Raw genomic sequence first — 16,727 nt, 5'->3', positions numbered from 1 at the left:
TACGCTTGATGGCGATGCCGAGCCTCGGGCAGGATGTCCCTGCCCGCCGCCGACCCCGCAAAGATCGCGCTCAGTTCACGGTGATCGAGGCGAGGTAAGGTGCCTCGATCGGCGAGAACTGCAGGCCGGATATGTTGGAGCGCGCCGCATAGACGATCTTCAGGTCGCCCCAGAAGATTCCGACCGCGTCCTCCCAGATGATCTTGGTAGCTTTCGCGTAGAGTTCCTTGCGCTTGTTCTGATCACTCTCGGCCTTGGCTGCCAGCAGCAGCTTGTCGAGCTCCGGATTGGCGTAGTTCATCTCCTTGTTGGCGGAGTAATAGAGGCGGCCAACGGTGTAGTCGGCGTCCAACGTCAGCGCCGGGTTGGACGACAGCACCATGTCCCAGTTCATCTCGCGGAAGTTCTGGGTGAAAATGGCGCGCTCCTGTTCGAGCGGCCGCACCTTCACGCCGATCGCATCCCAATAGGAAATGAAGGTCTGGGCGAAATCGGAGATGCCGGGGAAGAAGTTCTGGCCAAACAGAATGCTGGTCTGGAAGCCTTTCGGCAGCCCGGCCTCGGCGAGAAGCGCCTTCGCCTTCGCTGGATCATAGGTATAGGGATCGAGAGGCGTGAAGCCGAACACGGTCTCCGGGATGACGTTGCCCGCGGGCGTACCCGTCTCGGGCTTGAGATCGCGCAGCACCTTGGTGGTGTCGATGGCGTGCCACATGGCCCGACGCACCCGCGCATCGTCGAACGGCTTGCGGGCCGCGTTGAACCAAGCATAGCCATAGGTGGCGCTTGGCACGACGTCGACCTTCACCGCCTTATCACCACGCAATTGGGCGAGTTCGTCGTCGGAAAAAGCCCAGGCGATGTCGACCTCGCCGTTAAGAATTGCCGTCACGCGCGCGGTCTGCTCGGGAATATTGACGAACTGCAGGCCTTCAATCTTTGGCTTCTTGCCCCAATAGTCCGAGTTCGTCGCCAGGGTCAGACTGTCGCCGGGCGCGAAGTTCTTGATCTTGAACGGACCGGTGCCGGGCAGCACGACGCCCGCGCCGTATTCGTCCGGCCCCTTGGCAGCGAGCACCTCCGATGGGGCGATCGACAGGAACGAGGTGATGCGCAGGAATGGACCAACCGGATTCTTGAGATGGAAGACGACGGTCTGCTTGTCCGGCGTATCGACGCTTTCCAACACCTTCCACTGGCTGGCGAGGCCCCCCTTTGCGCGCGACAGGCGCTCGGCCGAGGCTTTGACGTCAGCGGAATCGAAAGCGGTGCCGTCATGGAATTTCACGCCAGGTCGCAGCTTGAATTCCCAGGTCTTATCGTCGATCTGCTTCCAGCTCTCTGCCAGAACCGGGACAGGCTGGTCGCCGTCGAACTTGACCAGGGTCTCGAAGATCTGGCGCGCGACCAGCACAGATTCGCGCAGCAGCGCGTTTGGCCCATGCGGATCGATGTCGATGATCGTGCGCGGCGGCGACACTTTTACCACCTGGGCCGAGGCAGCCGTCGTGACCAGTGCCGCAACCAAGGCGAACAGAAGCCTCCTCATCGTGTTCCTCCCAGCATCTTTTTTGGTCGCCGGCGCGCGGCGAGAAGCGAACTCAAACGTATTTGTCGCAGAAATGTCAAGCCGCGCCCTAAAAATTGTTTGTTATTTGTAATATGGTTGTCTAATGGCAGACAAACCAAGGCAAAGGTTGGCACTTAACGAGCCATTGCGGTACTCAAACGCACTTTGGATAATGCAGGCCGTACAACTCTGACAAATTGGTGCAAATATGCAAAGCAAGGGTCCCATTGTGCAGGTCGGAGCCTTGCCGGACCGTGCAGTCGCGGCACTTCGAGCCAGATTTGACCTCGTCGCCTTTGCGGACGGCGCTACGGCAGTAGCAGCGCCAGCGCAACTCGCCGCCATAGAGGGGCTGGCGACGAACGGAAAGACGCCGATCGGCGCAACCCTGCTGGAACGCCTCCCGGCACTGAAGATCATTGCGTGCCTCGGCGCCGGCACGGACGGCATCGACGCCGAAGCAGCGAAGATGCGCGGCATCGAAGTGAGAACGACGTCGCATGTGCTGGCCGGCGACGTCGCCGATATCGCGATGGGCCTGATCATAACGACGGCGCGCGATCTTCTCGGTGCCGACCGCTTCGTTCGCTCGGGCGGGTGGACGGCCGGCAAATATCCGCTCGCACGTTCGATCAACGGGGCGCGGCTCGGCATTGTCGGGCTAGGTGGGATCGGGAGCGCTCTGGCTGATCGCGCAGCAGCGTTTGACATGGCAATTGGCTATCACACGCGCCGTATCGTGCCTCGCTCGCCACACCGGCATTTCGACAGCGTGACGGAACTCGCGGCCTGGTGCGATTTCCTTGCCTTGTGCTGTCCCGGCGGGTCGGCGACTTACCACATTGTGGATGCACAGGTGCTCGGCGCGCTAGGGTCCAAGGGCTTTCTGATCAATGTCTCGCGCGGCTCGGTCGTCGATGAGGCGGCGCTGGCGGAGGCATTGCACACAGGCGCGATCGCCGGAGCGGGCCTCGATGTATTCGAGGACGAACCGCACCCATGCCCTGCCCTGCTCGACAACCCGAAGACCGTGCTCCTGCCACATATCGGCAGCGCGACGACAGAAACACGTGACGCCATGGTTTGCGCCATGGTGGATGCACTGGTCGAGAAGTTGTGCAGGAACGCCTGACGCGAATGGTCTCTGCCGGTGGGCGCCTGCGCGACGCTCACATATCACCCGTCACGGGAATCCGGTTGATCATGTACTCGTAGGCGCTCTGGATGTGATAGCGCATGTACTCGCGCGCATCATCGGCGAGGCGGCGTTCGATGAGGCGCAGGATCTCGCGATGCTCGCCATTGATCCGAGTGCGGTGTGCCACGGGGTCCGGTGCCTTGGTGGCACTGCACAGCCTGAGATAGACTTGGAAGCCCGGCTGCGAGATGACCATCTGCATCGACTTTTCAAGAAACGGATTGTCGGCCGCAGCCACCACCGCCTGGTGGAAGTCGAACGCTTCGAGCGGCTGCTGGCTGAACGCCGGGAAATCGTACGTCGGCGGGTAGACGCATTCGCTGATACGCTTCAGCGATGCCGGGCCGTGGCGCAGCGCCGCGAAATAGGCTGCATCGCTCTCAATCAGCAGACGAAACTCGAAGCAGCGCTGCAGGTCACGCACACTCGAGCCCTGCAGTACTTCCTTGCGCTTCGTCACGCCGCTTTCGCTTTCGTGGATGACGATCGTGCCCGACCCCTGCACCGAGCGCACAAGTCCCCTGTCGCGCAACCTGGCAATCGCGGAGCGAACAACCGAACGCGATACCTGGAACTGCTGGGTGAGCTCGCTTTCGGTCGGCAGCTTGCCTTCGTAAGGGACGCGGCCTTCTTCGATCCAGGTCAGCAACGAACGGTACACCACATCGCTGCGGCTCCCCTCACGCAGCGGAGCGGTAATGTCGGGAAGGTCTGTCATGACCACAGGCGGCCTCGATTCCATGCCGCAACTGCTAACACATTTCGCTGAAATTGGGCAAGCGCCGTAACAAATTGAGCACAAATTAATTGACAACTCATGCAACGCCCGTAATTTGGCGCTCGATTTGTTACATGCCAGCGAGTGAGGGCTCCTTGAAGAAGATCGCTATCTCGGACCTCCGGAGCCAGCGCTGGTACAATGCGCCAGCCATGCGCACCTTCAATCACCGCTCCCGCACCTTCCAGATCGGCTACTCCAAGGGCGATTTCGAGAACAAGCCTGTCATCGCCATCGTCAATACCTGGAGCGACTTCAACCAGTGCCATTCGCATTTCAAGCAGCGTGTGGAGGAAGTGAAGCGCGGTGTGTGGCAGGCAGGCGGGTTTCCCATCGAGGTTCCGGCTATCTCGCTCAGCGAGCCGATGATGAAGCCGACGACCATGCTCTACCGAAACCTGCTCGCCATCGAGACCGAGGAGGTGCTCAGGGCGCACCCGGTCGACGGTGCGGTGCTGATGGGCGGCTGCGACAAGACCACTCCCGGCCTGCTGATGGGTGCCTTCAGCATGAATCTGCCCTGCATCTTCGTGCCGGCCGGACCGATGCTGAACGCGCGATGGCGCGGCCATACGCTGGGCAGCGGCAGTGACAACTGGAAGTTCTGGGATGAGAAGCGAGCCGGCAACATCACCGACGCGCAGTGGCAGAGCATGGAGGAATCGATCGCCCGCTCGCCAGGCCACTGCATGACCATGGGTACGGCCTCGACCATGACGAGCGCGGCGGAAGCACTCGGCATGACACTGCCCGGTGCGGCCTCGATTCCTGCGCCCGATTCCAACCATGTGCGGATGGCGTCGGATTCCGGTCGCCGCATCGTCGAGATGGTGTGGGAGGACATGCGGCCGAAGAGCTTTGTCGACATGAGCTCCTTCGAGAACGCGGTCGGCGTGGTGATGGCGCTCGGCGGCTCGACCAATGCGGTCATCCATCTGATCGCCATGGCGCGGCGGCTATCGATCCCGCTCGACCTGGAGACCTTCGACCGCATCTCGCGGCGAACGCCGGTTCTGGCCAATCTGCGTCCGTCCGGCAAATTCCTCATGGAGGACTTCTATTATGCGGGCGGGCTGCGTGCACTGATCCGCAATATGCTCAGTCTGCTGAACGGCGATAGCCTTACCGCCAATGGCCGGACACTCGCGGAGAACGTCGCCGACGCGGACTGCTTCGACGCGGACATTATCCGGCCCCTTGAAAACCCGATCCTGGCCGAGGGTGGGCTGGTGGTGCTCAAAGGCACGCTCGCTCCGCGCGGCGCGGTGATCAAGCCCGCAGCGGCGACGCCCGCCTTGATGAAGCACCGGGGCCGGGCGGTCACTTTCTCCAGCCGCGACGATCTCGCCAGGCGCATCGACGATCCTGACCTCGACATCACCGAGAACGATGTGATCGTGCTCAAGGGCGCGGGACCAGTCGGCGCGCCGGGCATGCCCGAATGGGGCGCCCTCCCCGTGCCGAAGAAGCTGCTCCAGAAGGGGGTGCGCGACATGCTGCGAATCTCCGACGCGCGTATGAGCGGAACCAGCTTCGGTGCCTGCGTGCTGCACGTATCGCCCGAAGCCGCGCGCGGCGGCCCGCTGGCGCTGGTCGAGGACGGCGACATCATCGAGATCGACGTGGCCGAGCGGCGGCTCGACCTGCTTGTGGCTGAAGAGGAACTCTCTCGCCGCCGCGCCGCCTGGCGCGAGCCGCCACCTTACTACTCGCGCGGCTATGGCGCGATGTTCGCGAAACACGTGACTTCAGCCGACGAGGGCTGCGACTTCGATTTCCTCGGCCCGGCCGGCGAGACGCCGGAGCCCAAGATCTACTGACTTACGAGACCTGCTGAATTTCAGGGACGCCCGATGACGAGCGAAGCCGACAAGTCCATTAACGACCGCCTCAAGCGCTGCGGCACCGCCACTATCTCGACCGTGCTGACCAAGCGCGGGCTAAACCACGCCTTCATGTATGGCGTCGCGCCGCTGCCGGGTTCCAAGCCGCGGATGGTAGGGCGAGCCTTCACCATGCGTTCGGTGGCCATGCGCGAGGACAAGCTCGCCGCCGACAAGGCGATGGACCCCAGGCTGAACCTGCAGCGCCGCGCCACTGAGGAATGCGGCGTCGGCGAGGTGCTGGTGATCGACTGCCGCGGCGACGTGAACGGCGCGAGCGGCGGCCTCATGCTGTTCGAGCGCATGCGCGTGCGTGGCTGCGCCGGCGTCGTCTCGGACGGTGGTGTGCGCGATGCATGGGAGATCGCCGAAAGCGGCTTTCCGGTCTACGCCCGGGCCGTGTGCCCGCCCAACAGCACGCTCGCCCACCGCTTCGTCGAGCTGAACGTGCCGGTGACCTGCGGCGGGGCGGCGGTCTATCCCGGTGACTTCATCGCCGCCGATCCAGACGGCGTAATGGTGATCCCGCAGGAGATCGCAGACGATATCTCCCGCGAGGCGCTCGCCTATGAGCAGCAGGAGGAGTTCATTCTGCAACGCCTGCGCGCCGGCGCCTCGATCTACGGCACATATCCGCTCGAAGAGGCGGGACTTGCCGACTACGCGGCCTGGCGCGCGGAGCGCGACAAGGGTTGACTGGCATGGTGATGCGGCCAGCGTAGCAGCATCGCCGGCGTCCATCGTGCCAGGGGGAGGAGCGCAGCCGGTGACCGTGAACAATACCAACAGCGTCGTCCCGGCGACGGCGCCGCTCCTTTCGGTGCGCGACCTCTCCGTCCGCGCCGGCGCATTGCCGCTGGTGCACGGCGTCAGCTTCGACCTCGAGCCCGGCACAATGACCGCGCTGGTCGGCGAATCGGGCAGCGGCAAGAGCCTGACGGCGCAGGCGATCCTTGGCCTGCTCGATCGCGATGTCTATGCGGTCGCTGGCACCGCGATGGCCTTCCAGGGCGACGCGCTCGGCTTCGACGGGAGGCGCCTGCCGAAGGGCTTCCACGGCCAGCTCACCGGCTATGTCATGCAGGATCCTTCCTCGGCGCTCGACCCGACTATGACGGTCGGCCGTCAGATCGCGGAGATGTTCGTTGTCCATCGCGGCATGGACCGGCGCTCGGCCCTGCGTGAAGCGACCCGCATGCTCGACCTTGTGCGCATCCCCAGTGCCGCCTCGCGCATCGGCGACTACCCGCACCAGTTCTCCGGAGGCATGAAGCAGCGTGTGCTGATCGCGATGGCGGTAGCGCTGTCGCCCCGCCTTCTGATCGCCGACGAACCAACCACTGCTCTCGATGTGACAGTGCAGGCCGATATCCTTGCCCTGATCGACGATCTGCGTCGGCAGCTGCAGATGGCCGTGCTCATCATCACGCATGATTTCGGCGTGGTGTACCAGTGCGCCGATCGGGTTTTGGTGATGTATGCCGGCAAGCTGGTGGAAGGCGGGGCGACGCTGCAGATCACCGAGAATGGCCGCCATCCCTACACGCGGGGGCTGATCGCCTCGATCCCGGACCTCGATGATCTCGATCGCGCCGTGGTGGCCATCCCCGGCCATCCGCCGCGACCGGAACGGAGCTGGGACGACAGCTGTGCTTTCCAACCGCGCTGTTCATTCAAGGCCGCGCGCTGTGTCGCCGAGCCGCCCGAACTGGAGACACTCGATGACGGGGCTCTGGTGCGGTGCTTCGAATGGCTGCGAGTTGCCCAGGAGCGCCTGACATGACCGCAGCCTTGGCTATCGAGCACTTGAGCTTCGGTTACCCGACGAGCGGCCTCGTCTCGGGCACCGGCGTTGTGGTCAAGGCGCTGGACGATGTCTCGTTATCGGTCGAGCCAGGCCGGGTACTCGGCATCGTCGGCGAATCCGGCAGCGGCAAGAGCAGCCTGCTTCGCGCCATTGTAGGTCTCAACCGCGGCTATACCGGCACGATCTACTACCGAGGCGAGCCGATCGACCACGCCGCGAGTGCCGTACGGCGATCCGACTTCCGCGCCGGGGTGCAGATGATCTTTCAGGATCCCGGCGGCAGCCTCAATCCATTCAAGACCATACGCCAGACGCTCACCGCGGCGCTGGCCCGAGCGCCATCGCCCAAGGTCGGCTCCGGCCAGCTCGAAGCCCTGCTGCATCAAGTCGGCATGAACGTCTCTGCGCTGGACCGTCGGCCCTCCGAATTCTCCGGGGGCCAGCTGCAGCGGCTCGCAATCGCGCGAGCCCTCGCCTGCGATCCGTCGGTGCTGCTTTGCGACGAGCCGACCTCCGCGCTCGACGTGTCGATCCAGGCGCAGATCCTCGACCTGTTCGGCCGGCTGAAGGGCGAAGGCCGGGCCTTCATCTTCGTCACCCACAATCTCGGCGTACTCGGCCACGTCGCTGATACGATCGCGGTGATGTATCGCGGCCGCATCGTGGAGGTCGGGCCGGCGCGCGAGCTGATCGCCGCACCGAAGCAGGCCTACACCGCCGCCCTGATCGCCGCGTCGCCGCGCCTCAAGCATCGTGGCCTGCTGCTGGAGAATGCCCGGCGCCGGCTCGCCTCCGCGCAAGCGGGAGCCGTGTCATGATCACCTTCCTCGGTTCGCGACTGTTCAACGCGGCGGCGACGCTGGTCGCAGCGGTGATCGCAACATTCGTCATGATCCGCATAGCACCAGGCGACCCGGTGCTGGTGCTGCTCGGCGACCTCGCCACGCCCGACCAGATCGCGGCGGCGCGCATCCAATACGGCCTCGACCGGCCGATCTACGAGCAATTGCTGATCTATCTCGGCAAGGCCTTCACGCTCGATTTCGGTAATTCGGTCATCCAGGGGCGTCCGGCGATCGAAATAGTCGCGCAGCGCATGATGGCGACGCTGACGCTCGGCGCGGTAACCTTCGCCCTGGTCATCGCGGTGGCCGTGCCCCTCGGCCTCGCGGCTGCACTCTGGCGCGACCGTTGGTTCGACCGCGCCACCTCAAACACCTCGCTGGTGGTGCTCGGAATTCCCGATTTCTGGCTGGGGCTGGTGTTCATCCTCGTCTTTGCCCGCTGGCTCCAGATCCTGCCGAGCTCAGGCTGGTCATCACCGAGCTCGATGGTGCTGCCGGCGGTCACCCTGGCTCTGCCGCTGATCGCGGTAAATATGCAGCTGATGCGAAACGAGGCGATTGGCGTGCTGAAAGCCAACATGGTGAGGATCCTGCGCGCCAAGGGAATCCCGACGGCACGCATCATCAGCCACCATGTGCTGCGCAATGCGCTCCTGCCGGTACTGACTGTCGGCGGCGTGCAGTTCGGCCACCTGCTTGGCGGCGCGGTCATCGTTGAGACCGTGTTCGGCTGGCCCGGTCTCGGGAAAGAACTCATCACGGCGATCAGCTATCGCGACTATGCAGTGGTGCAAGCCTGCATCTTCGTCATGACGTTCCTGGTTGTAGCGGTAAACTTCGCGGTCGATGTCGGCTACCGGATCGTCGACCCGCGCCTGCGGCGGAGCTAATCCTTGACGGCGACAACCCTCCCCTCTCCCAAGGCAATGCTCCGTCTGGCGCCGACCGAATGGCTGGCGCTGGGCTTTGTCGCCCTCTTCTTCCTGGTCGGACTCGCGGGCCCGTATCTGATCGACTTCAACCCGGCGGCAACCGATACGGCCGCCCGGCTGAAGCCACCCTTCACGGCGTTCGCCAATGGCAGCATTGCCTGGTTCGGCACCGACGCGGTCGGCCGCGACGTGGCAAAGCAGGTGATCTATGGCGCGCGCGTCTCGCTCGTCGTGGGCTTCACCTCGGCCGCGCTTGCCACCGTCTTCGGCGTCGTGGTTGGCGTCTGGGCGGGATGGGCCGGCCGGCGCACCGAGCAGTTCCTGATGCGCATCGTCGACATCCAGCTCGCCTTTCCCTCGATCCTGATCGCGGTATTCCTCGCGGCCTTTATCCAGCCGAGCCTGCTGTCGGTGATCCTCATTCTCGCCATCACCCGCTGGGCCGTAGTGGCGCGCGTTGCCCGCGCGATCACAGCGCGCACGCTGGCCAAGAGTTACGTCGAAGCCGCCATCATTTCGGGCGAGAGCACATGGCGGATCGTGCGCGACTGCATCCTGCCCAATCTGTGGATCCCCCTGCTTATTCTGATGTCGGCTGAACTCAGCCTCATCATCCTGGCCGAGGCTTCGCTCGGCTTTCTCGGCCTGGGGACACCGATCGACGTGCCGTCCTGGGGCCGCATCATTTCGTCGGGCCGCAATTATCTCGCCAATGCGTGGTGGATTGCGACGCTGCCAGGGCTGGTTATCGTCGTTGTCGTCGTGTCGATCGGCGTGGCCGGCGAAGTGCTGCGGCGGCGGCTCGCCCGCGGCGTCTCGGCATCGCCATAGGCGAGCAGGCGCGCGGCGAGTTTCGATTTCAAAGGGAGCGGGACTGACGTCAACAGCACCCATAGCGGTATTCTCGGATCGCAAGGCGCGACGTGCTCGACGTATTTTCTTCGTGAGCTCCTTACCGCGCGCTGAGCACCTCCGCGCCGGGCTCCAAACCCGCTTGGACGGCCTGAGAGGCTAAGAGGCCACCGACTGCTTCCGGTATGCGTCCGGTCAAAACGTCCGAGCATCCCAACGCAGAATGCGCTCGACGAGGAATTGTTTTGATTTCAATGGCTTAGGAATGGTGGGCGCGACAGGGATTGAACCTGTGACCCCTACGATGTCAACGTAGTGCTCTCCCGCTGAGCTACGCGCCCATTCCGTCTTCTCGTCGAGCGGGGCTCCCCTATAACGAGTCGCTCGCCCGCGCGCAAGGCGCTCCGAACGCCTCATTCACACCCGTTTAGCTCACGCCGCCAGCATCTTGCCGACCTCGTTGACGAGATCGCGCAGATGGAACGGCTTGGAGAGCACCTTGGCATCCTTCGGCGCCTGGCTGTCGGCGTTCAGCGCCACCGCGGCGAAGCCGGTGATGAACATCACCTTGATGTCGGGATCGAGCTCGGTCGCCCGCCGGGCGAGCTCGATGCCGTCCATCTCCGGCATCACGATGTCGGTCAGCAACAGCTCGAACGGCTCCTCGCGCAGCCGGTCATAGGCCGACTTGCCATTGTCGAACGAGACGACGTCGTAGCCTGCATTCTCCAGCGCCTTCACCAGGAAACGGCGCATGTCATTGTCGTCTTCGGCGAGCAGGATTTTCGTCATCCCCCAACCACCTCTCGTCCCTTCGCGGTTCGCACGCCCGCACATGTGCTTGCGCGCGAATCGACGCGCGATGCCCTCGGCGTGATTAGCACATCGCGCCTGTGCTGGTGGTTGCTTCTTGGTCGCCATTTCGTGGCCATTTTCTTGCGATCACAAGCGCAAAGCCGGCAGCGCATCGGCATTCCGCGCCCGGCGAGGGCGTGCTAGACAAGAGGGATACGCGGCGAACCGCACCGGACCTCGTGTCCCGCAGTTCGCTCGTCTTGCGCAACCCGGGCATCAGGTGATCGGCCGGCTCTATGATGGCTGTCGTCGCGGAGATGATCGACCCGCCCTTCGAGGTGGCTGAGCCGTCGACGATCGCGGCACCCTTCCTGTTCAACTCCCCGCACAGCGGCATCATCTATCCCAAGGCCTTCGTCGAGCAGGCGCGCCTCGACCTGCAGAGCCTGCGCCGCTCCGAGGACACCTTCGTCGACACGCTGTTCAGCGCTGTGACCGAAGTGGGCATGCCGTTCATGCGTGCGCATTTCCCGCGCTGCTATGTCGATGTGAATCGCGAGCCCTATGAGCTCGACCCGCGCATGTTCGAAGGCCGCCTGCCGGCCTACGCCAATACCCGCTCGATGCGGGTCTCCGGCGGCCTCGGCACCGTGGCCCGCATCGTCGGCGAGGCGCAGGAGATCTATGGCCGCCGCATCCCGGTGGACGAGGCGATCACCCGCATCGAGAATTTCTACAAGCCCTATCACCGCGCCCTGCGACGGATGATGGTGCAGATGCAGCGCGGCTTCGGCCTCGCCGTGCTGATCGATTGCCACTCCATGCCCTCGAACACCGGCCACCGCGACGAGCGGGCGCGTACCGATATCGTGCTCGGCGACCGCTACGGCACCAGTTGCGCCGGCGTCATTACCGACGTGCTGGAACTGGAGCTGCGCCGGCGCGGCTTCGCGGTGGTGCGCAACAAGCCTTATGCTGGCGGATTCATCACCGAGCATTACGGCAACCCCGCCTCCGGCATGCATGCCGTGCAGATCGAGATCAACCGTGCGCTTTATATGGATGAGCGCAGCTATCAGCCCTCCCCGCGCTTCGACGAGGTACGCCGCAACCTCCTCGAAGTTGCCGAGGCCCTGATGAAAATCGACCAGCTGCACCTCGCGCCGCTGCGCACCGCAGCCGAATAATCATTTCATTGCAAACACTTAAGCCGGATCCTACGAAATTTTGATCGGGCGATGCGAAATGCCGCACAAGAGCCTTGCAATTTGGACATGAGAGATATACGAATTCTGCACGCTCGGTTCAGCCGAACGCTTCCCCCTCAAAATATTGGGGCCAGACCGCGGAGTTTTCAGCGGCAGGGAAACGTCGGCTCAAGCGTGCGGAGCCCGCCTTGAGGCGCTCGGTGACGTCGCAGTGAGAGTTCGGCCGCAACAAAGAGCCGACCCGCGAGACGTAGCGCTGAAAAGAAAGGGGCCGCTCACGCGAACGGAGCGGCCCAAGTCTAGGGAGGAAACGCCCAAGGAGGGCAGTACGGAGCGACGCCAATCGCTACCGTACGATCTGCAAGATGCGTGTGCATTGCGGAATAATCAAGGCATATCGCGCATTCCAGGCGCACCACCCCAGCGATAGCCGGAAAGGTGTGACTTTATTGCCGCGAGCATGCTTCCGCTTTTACCGCCGAGCCCCGGGATCAAGACCTGCGGCTCGGCGTATTTCTTTGCAATATCAAGAATGACCCGTGTCTCGCCGGGGATAACCGGGGACGACACTGCGGAAGCTCCGAAAATTCGGCTGATCGTGCGACAAATTGGCAATCGCAGCCAGAAGGTGCCCTGCCACCCACGCTGAAGGGGACAGCACCGGCAGCACCCCGCGCCAGGGACCGCCCAAAAAAGAAAGGGGCCGCTCACGCGAACGGAGCGGCCCAAGTCTAGGGAGGAAACGCCCAAGGAGGGCAGCGGGCACGACGCCAATCGCGCACCGCATTGCAGCAATATGCCATTGTGGCGTACAAAATACAAGGAAAAAAGCGAAAGAAATGAAAGTAGCAGTCAACCGCTGAAGCGCGAATGCGCTAAAACGCGCGCCAGACGCGCGAGACGCCTTCCCTTCCCTGAGGGACGCACCTAGGCTTTCCTAACCCGGCAGGACATCCGTCGCAACAGGAGGTGGCCGAGCCTCACGCGATCTTTCCCAGCCATCGGAACTCAAGCATTTATTGCCGGAATCCAAGCACTTGGCAGAAAAGAAAGGGGCCGCTCACGCAAGCGGAGCGGCCCAAGTCTAGGGAGGAAACGCCCAAGGAGGGCGGCGGGAACGCGACGCCAATCGCGTCCTCGCGCTGCAAGAATATGGCAGCACGGCTTCCCGATAGCAAGTCTTAGGCATGCCCAATTGCGCGGCAGGGCGAGATGGCAGCCATGCGCCAGACGCCGGGCTCTGCGCCGTCGCTTCGCCTTCGTTCACGATCTTGGCCTTCGCGCGCGAAGAGGACGTTGCCGTCGCCCGCAGCGGCGGATAAGGAAATCGGCCAACGCGCGAACTGGGGCGCGAACCGGGGGAACGACATGGGCGCCGTGGACTTCGAAGCCTTCGTCCATGAGCTTGCCGATGTCTCCGGCCAGGCGATCCTGCCCTTCTTCCGCACCGCGCTCGGCGTCGAGGACAAGAGCCGCGGCGCCGCCTTCGATCCCGTCACCGCTGCCGACCGCGCCGCCGAACAGGCGATGCGCGCGCTGATCCGGCGCAATTTCCCGGGTCATGGCGTCATCGGCGAGGAATACGACAATGAGCGCCCCGACGCCGAGTTCGTCTGGATGCTCGATCCGATCGACGGCACCAAGTCCTTCATCGCCGGCATGCCGGCCTGGGGCACGCTGATCGGCCTCGTCCGCAATGGCCGGCCGGTCTACGGCATGATGCACCAGCCCTTCATCCGCGAACGCTTCTACGGCGATGGCGACGGCGCCCGCTATCGCGGACCCGCAGGCGAGCGCAAGCTCGGGGTGCGCGCCTGCGGCAGCCTCGGCGATGCGCTGATGGTGACGACCAGCCCGCGCTTGATGAACGAGGCGGACCGCGCCCGCTTCGAAGTGGTCGAGGAGCATGTGCGCATGTCCCGCTATGGCGGCGACTGCTACGCCTATTGCATGGTCGCCGCCGGCCATGTCGACCTCGTCATCGAGACCAATCTGCAGGACCACGACATCGTGCCGCTGATCCCGATCATCGAAGGCGCGGGCGGCATCGTCACCGATTGGTCGGGTGATCCGGCCGTGGGCGGCGGGCGTGTCGTCGTTTCCGGCGACCGCCGGGTGCACGATGCCGCGCTGGAGATGCTGGCGAAGGGCTAGAAGAGGCGCCCGTTAGAGCATGTTCCGCAAAAGTTGGAAGACTTTTGCGATCAGAACATGCTCCAACTCATTGAATCTAGAGCACTATCTTATCGCTCGGATGACTCCATCCGAGCGATAAGATAGTGCTCTAGCCTCTGAAGTCCGCACTGCCCGGGATGAAGGCGTCGAACGCGGCGAAGAGCTGCTCGCGATAGACATCCCGCTCCTGGAGCAATTCGTGCCGCGCCCCCGGCACCACCAGGTGCGCGCCGGCGATCAGCCGGGTGCCGAGATGCTCGATGGCGCTGGTGGAGACCACCTGGTCGGCGCCCGCCGCGATCATCAGCAGCGGCTGCCGGATGGCCCTCGCCGTCGCCGGATCGGCGAGCCGGTCCATCAGGTCGAACGCCGCCTTCACCCAGCCGATGGTCGGCGCACCGACATCGAGCTCGGGATGCTCGCGCGAGATAGCGAGGTTGCGCTCGTAGCGCACCCGGTCGGAAGAGAGCTTGTTGCCCTCGAACGGCTTGTTGGTGGCGTGCTGCGAGGCCCCCGCCGGCACATAGAAGCCGCCGAGGCCGAGCGCACAGAGCAGCCGCGAGGTGCGCCGCGCCGCTTTCTCATGGGTCAGCAGCGCGATCTCCAGCATCGGCGCCACCAATACCATGCGCTCGAACCAGCGCCGGCCGAGCCGCGCGGTGTCGAGCAGTACCGCCGCGCCCATGGAATGGGCGAGCGCGAAATAGGGCGGCGGGCAATCCGGCATCATCACGTCGCGCACGAAAGCCTGCAGGTCGAGCTGGTGGTCGGCGAAATCCGGCACATGGCCCTTCATCGGGTCACGCAGCAGGCGCTGCGAACCGCCCTGCCCTCGCCAGTCCAGCACCGCTACGCCGAAGCCGCGGCGGCGCAGGTCCGTCACCGTCTCGAAATATTTTTCGATCTTTTCGGTGCGCCCGGGGAACACGCATACCGTGCCGAGCCGCGGCGCCAGCGGCTGCCAGCGCGCATAGCGCAGCGCGACGCCGTCCGCCGTCGTGACACTGCCGCACACCGCCCCATCGGGAACAGGATTTGCCGTCGTGGGGTAGAGCTTCATCAAGGGACAATGGTCACGGGAGCAAGTGGGGGAACAGGCGGGGAAATCGAGCGATACACGGAGCCGCAATGGCTCACAAGCGCGATAGCACCATCGTCCCCGGTCGGGGCAGCCGCTCAGTAACGCTTGTCGCCATAGCCGATGACCTTCATGCCGCTGATGGCGCCCGAAGCGGCGTCGACGACGAGCTGCACGCGCTCGCCCCGCGGGCCATTGGCTTCGAGGATGATGGTGGTGCCGCGCTGCTTCACCACGGTGATCTGCGAGAAGCCGCGGTTGCGCAGCATGTTGACGGCGCCATTGGCATCCATGCTCTGCGCGGCAGCGGCGCCGCCGCTGGGCGGGGCCTGGGTTTCATAGGGTGCATACGGTCCGAGAGCAGGCTTGCCGGGTGTCGGCGCAACAGTCATGCCGCCCCAGGGGCCGCCGACTGTGATGCCGATGCCCTGGGCCAATGTCGGCGCGGCGCCGAGCGCCCCGCTCAAGAGCAGCACGGTCAACGCCAACGCGGCCGATACGCGTGCCGCCACCGTCCGGATACCTCCCACGCCCGACCCCTCGCCGGCGCAGAATCGTCCTGCGAAAACAAGGGCCAGCCTTCCAGTTAGGGACGATGCGCTGAACATGAACCGAAGCGGCCGTTCATCGACCGTTCATCTAGAGTGAGGCGGGATATCGCCCGCGGAGCTGCGGAAACCGAGGCTCCGCATTGTTGGGGCGGTGTATACAATCCGTGCCCTGAACAGCGTCCGAAGCCCCCCTTCACCCGCCATTCATTGGCCGGGCAAGGTTGTGGCGCGGATGTGCGCTCCCGCCTTGCTTTCATCACAAGGTCAGCACAATTGACCTAATTCAGCCGATGAGAAGCTGCGTGCGCGGCTGTGCGCGATGCCTCTTGCGAAGGCGTTTTCCACAACCCATTTCGAGATTGCACCGGCCAATCGGCGGTGCGTAACCGGGCCCTGCTCAGGCGAGAGGGCTCATCGCATGTCGCTTCACAGGAGGATATGCCATGCGCAGTTTTGATCTTTCCCCGCTCTATCGTTCCACGGTCGGTTTCGACCGACTGTTCTCGCTGCTCGACCAGGTCGGCGGCGTCGATGTCGCCAACACCTATCCGCCCTACAACATCGAGCGGACCGGCGAGAACGCCTACCGCATCACCGTTGCCGTCGCCGGCTTCACCGAGCCGGAGCTTGGTATCGAGGTGAAGGAGAACACGCTCTCCATTCGCGGCGAGAAGCAGGCGCAGGATAGCGCCAAGTCGTCCGACGTGCTCTATCAGGGCATTGCCGCGCGAGCCTTCGAGCGGCGCTTCCAGCTTGCCGACCATGTCGAGGTACGCGGCGCCAGCCTGGAGAACGGGCTGCTCCATGTCGATCTCGTCCGCGAGATCCCCGAGACGCTGAAGCCCCGCACCATTCCGATCAATGGCGGGACGGCGAAGGTCATCGAGGCCAAGGCCGCGTGACCACCGCGTGATCGTGGGCTGATCGAGCCCGAACAACCGTCATGGCGCCCCGGTCTCAGGCCGGGGCGCTTTTATTTTGGAGATTCCGTCGCCTCTTGCGGCCGTCATCCCGGCCGAAGCGAAGCGCAGAGCCGGGATCGCAAGAAGGTAGAG

The 16,727-nt window shown here is 64.1% G+C and carries 15 protein-coding genes and 1 tRNA gene; 10 read left to right on the top strand and 6 right to left on the bottom strand.

Annotated features, from left to right (window positions below):
• Nucleotides 1–70: 70 nt before the first annotated feature.
• Nucleotides 71–1,549: an ABC transporter substrate-binding protein gene (locus G3545_RS25775; RefSeq protein WP_170017038.1), complete on the bottom strand. Its 1,479-nt coding sequence runs from the start codon at nt 1,547–1,549 to the stop codon at nt 71–73.
• 229 nt (nt 1,550–1,778) lie between these two features.
• Between G3545_RS25775 and G3545_RS25770 the strand changes: the two genes are divergently transcribed.
• Entirely contained in the window at nt 1,779–2,702 is a 924-nt protein-coding gene (locus tag G3545_RS25770; protein ID WP_170017036.1) for a 2-hydroxyacid dehydrogenase, read from the top strand.
• 37 nt (nt 2,703–2,739) lie between these two features.
• On the opposite strand, the gene G3545_RS25765 is transcribed toward G3545_RS25770, so the two are convergent.
• Entirely contained in the window at nt 2,740–3,486 is a 747-nt protein-coding gene (locus G3545_RS25765) for a GntR family transcriptional regulator (RefSeq protein WP_170017033.1), read from the bottom strand.
• 134 nt (nt 3,487–3,620) lie between these two features.
• Here G3545_RS25765 and araD point away from each other — a divergent pair, with 134 nt between their 5' ends.
• The 6 genes from araD (at nt 3,621) to G3545_RS25735 (ending at nt 9,844) form a co-directional block, all read left to right on the top strand.
• Nucleotides 3,621–5,366 (top strand): L-arabinonate dehydratase, encoded by a 1,746-nt coding sequence (araD, locus tag G3545_RS25760; protein ID WP_170017031.1) that lies wholly within the window; start codon nt 3,621–3,623, stop codon nt 5,364–5,366.
• Nucleotides 5,367–5,399: 33 nt separating this feature from the next.
• Entirely contained in the window at nt 5,400–6,125 is a 726-nt protein-coding gene (locus tag G3545_RS25755; RefSeq protein WP_170017029.1) for a ribonuclease activity regulator RraA, read from the top strand.
• A gap of 70 nt (nt 6,126–6,195) precedes the next feature.
• Nucleotides 6,196–7,212 (top strand): ABC transporter ATP-binding protein, encoded by a 1,017-nt coding sequence (locus G3545_RS25750; RefSeq protein ID WP_170017027.1) that lies wholly within the window; start codon nt 6,196–6,198, stop codon nt 7,210–7,212.
• Nucleotides 7,209–8,054: an ABC transporter ATP-binding protein gene (locus G3545_RS25745; protein WP_170017025.1), complete on the top strand. Its 846-nt coding sequence runs from the start codon at nt 7,209–7,211 to the stop codon at nt 8,052–8,054. The genes G3545_RS25750 and G3545_RS25745 overlap by 4 nt, the downstream gene beginning before the upstream one ends.
• Nucleotides 8,051–8,971 (top strand): ABC transporter permease, encoded by a 921-nt coding sequence (locus tag G3545_RS25740; protein WP_170017023.1) that lies wholly within the window; start codon nt 8,051–8,053, stop codon nt 8,969–8,971. Before G3545_RS25745 ends, G3545_RS25740 begins: the two co-directional genes overlap by 4 nt.
• 3 nt (nt 8,972–8,974) lie before the next feature.
• The gene (locus G3545_RS25735) at nt 8,975–9,844 is read left to right on the top strand and encodes an ABC transporter permease (RefSeq protein WP_170017021.1); all 870 of its coding nucleotides are present in this window, start codon (nt 8,975–8,977) and stop codon (nt 9,842–9,844) included.
• Between the two features lie 287 nt (nt 9,845–10,131).
• Here G3545_RS25735 and G3545_RS25730 read toward each other — a convergent pair.
• Both G3545_RS25730 and G3545_RS25725 read right to left on the bottom strand, forming a co-directional pair.
• Nucleotides 10,132–10,206, bottom strand: a tRNA-Val gene (locus G3545_RS25730).
• 91 nt (nt 10,207–10,297) lie between these two features.
• A complete protein-coding gene (locus G3545_RS25725; protein ID WP_170017019.1) occupies nt 10,298–10,657 on the bottom strand; it encodes a response regulator in 360 nt (119 codons plus the stop codon).
• Nucleotides 10,658–10,956: 299 nt separating this feature from the next.
• Between G3545_RS25725 and G3545_RS25720 the strand changes: the two genes are divergently transcribed.
• Complete coding sequence (locus tag G3545_RS25720; protein WP_170017017.1) at nt 10,957–11,847, top strand: N-formylglutamate amidohydrolase; 891 nt, start codon at nt 10,957–10,959, stop codon at nt 11,845–11,847.
• Between the two features lie 1,389 nt (nt 11,848–13,236).
• Entirely contained in the window at nt 13,237–14,022 is a 786-nt protein-coding gene (gene hisN / locus G3545_RS25715) for a histidinol-phosphatase (protein ID WP_170017015.1), read from the top strand.
• A gap of 130 nt (nt 14,023–14,152) precedes the next feature.
• Here hisN and G3545_RS25710 read toward each other — a convergent pair whose 3' ends face one another.
• Both G3545_RS25710 and G3545_RS25705 read right to left on the bottom strand, forming a co-directional pair.
• Nucleotides 14,153–15,103: an alpha/beta hydrolase gene (locus tag G3545_RS25710; protein ID WP_170017013.1), complete on the bottom strand. Its 951-nt coding sequence runs from the start codon at nt 15,101–15,103 to the stop codon at nt 14,153–14,155.
• A 116-nt stretch (nt 15,104–15,219) separates the two neighbouring features.
• The gene (locus G3545_RS25705) at nt 15,220–15,633 is read right to left on the bottom strand and encodes a hypothetical protein (protein WP_170017011.1); all 414 of its coding nucleotides are present in this window, start codon (nt 15,631–15,633) and stop codon (nt 15,220–15,222) included.
• Nucleotides 15,634–16,115: 482 nt separating this feature from the next.
• On the opposite strand from G3545_RS25705, the gene G3545_RS25700 reads away from it, so the two are divergent.
• On the top strand, nt 16,116–16,574 hold the full coding sequence (locus tag G3545_RS25700; RefSeq protein ID WP_170017009.1) for an Hsp20 family protein: 459 nt from the start codon (nt 16,116–16,118) through the stop codon (nt 16,572–16,574).
• The last annotated feature ends 153 nt before the right edge of the window (nt 16,575–16,727 follow it).

Origin of the sequence: Starkeya sp. ORNL1, assembly GCF_012971745.1 — a bacterium.
Lineage (GTDB): Bacteria > Pseudomonadota > Alphaproteobacteria > Rhizobiales > Xanthobacteraceae > Ancylobacter.
This window is presented reverse-complemented; position numbering and strand designations above follow the sequence as displayed.

Bases quoted from the DNA above. Each gene is read 5' to 3' on its own strand.
- G3545_RS25775 (WP_170017038.1), bottom strand. From the start codon at position 1,549: ATGAGGAGGCTTCTGTTCGCCTTGGTTGCGGCACTGGTCACGACGGCT.
- G3545_RS25770 (WP_170017036.1), top strand. From the start codon at position 1,779: ATGCAAAGCAAGGGTCCCATTGTGCAGGTCGGAGCCTTGCCGGACCGT.
- G3545_RS25765 (WP_170017033.1), bottom strand. From the start codon at position 3,486: ATGACAGACCTTCCCGACATTACCGCTCCGCTGCGTGAGGGGAGCCGC.
- araD (WP_170017031.1), top strand. From the start codon at position 3,621: ATGCCAGCGAGTGAGGGCTCCTTGAAGAAGATCGCTATCTCGGACCTC.
- G3545_RS25755 (WP_170017029.1), top strand. From the start codon at position 5,400: ATGACGAGCGAAGCCGACAAGTCCATTAACGACCGCCTCAAGCGCTGC.
- G3545_RS25745 (WP_170017025.1), top strand. From the start codon at position 7,209: ATGACCGCAGCCTTGGCTATCGAGCACTTGAGCTTCGGTTACCCGACG.
- G3545_RS25740 (WP_170017023.1), top strand. From the start codon at position 8,051: ATGATCACCTTCCTCGGTTCGCGACTGTTCAACGCGGCGGCGACGCTG.
- G3545_RS25725 (WP_170017019.1), bottom strand. From the start codon at position 10,657: ATGACGAAAATCCTGCTCGCCGAAGACGACAATGACATGCGCCGTTTC.
- G3545_RS25720 (WP_170017017.1), top strand. From the start codon at position 10,957: ATGATGGCTGTCGTCGCGGAGATGATCGACCCGCCCTTCGAGGTGGCT.
- hisN (WP_170017015.1), top strand. From the start codon at position 13,237: ATGGGCGCCGTGGACTTCGAAGCCTTCGTCCATGAGCTTGCCGATGTC.
- G3545_RS25710 (WP_170017013.1), bottom strand. From the start codon at position 15,103: ATGAAGCTCTACCCCACGACGGCAAATCCTGTTCCCGATGGGGCGGTG.
- G3545_RS25700 (WP_170017009.1), top strand. From the start codon at position 16,116: ATGCGCAGTTTTGATCTTTCCCCGCTCTATCGTTCCACGGTCGGTTTC.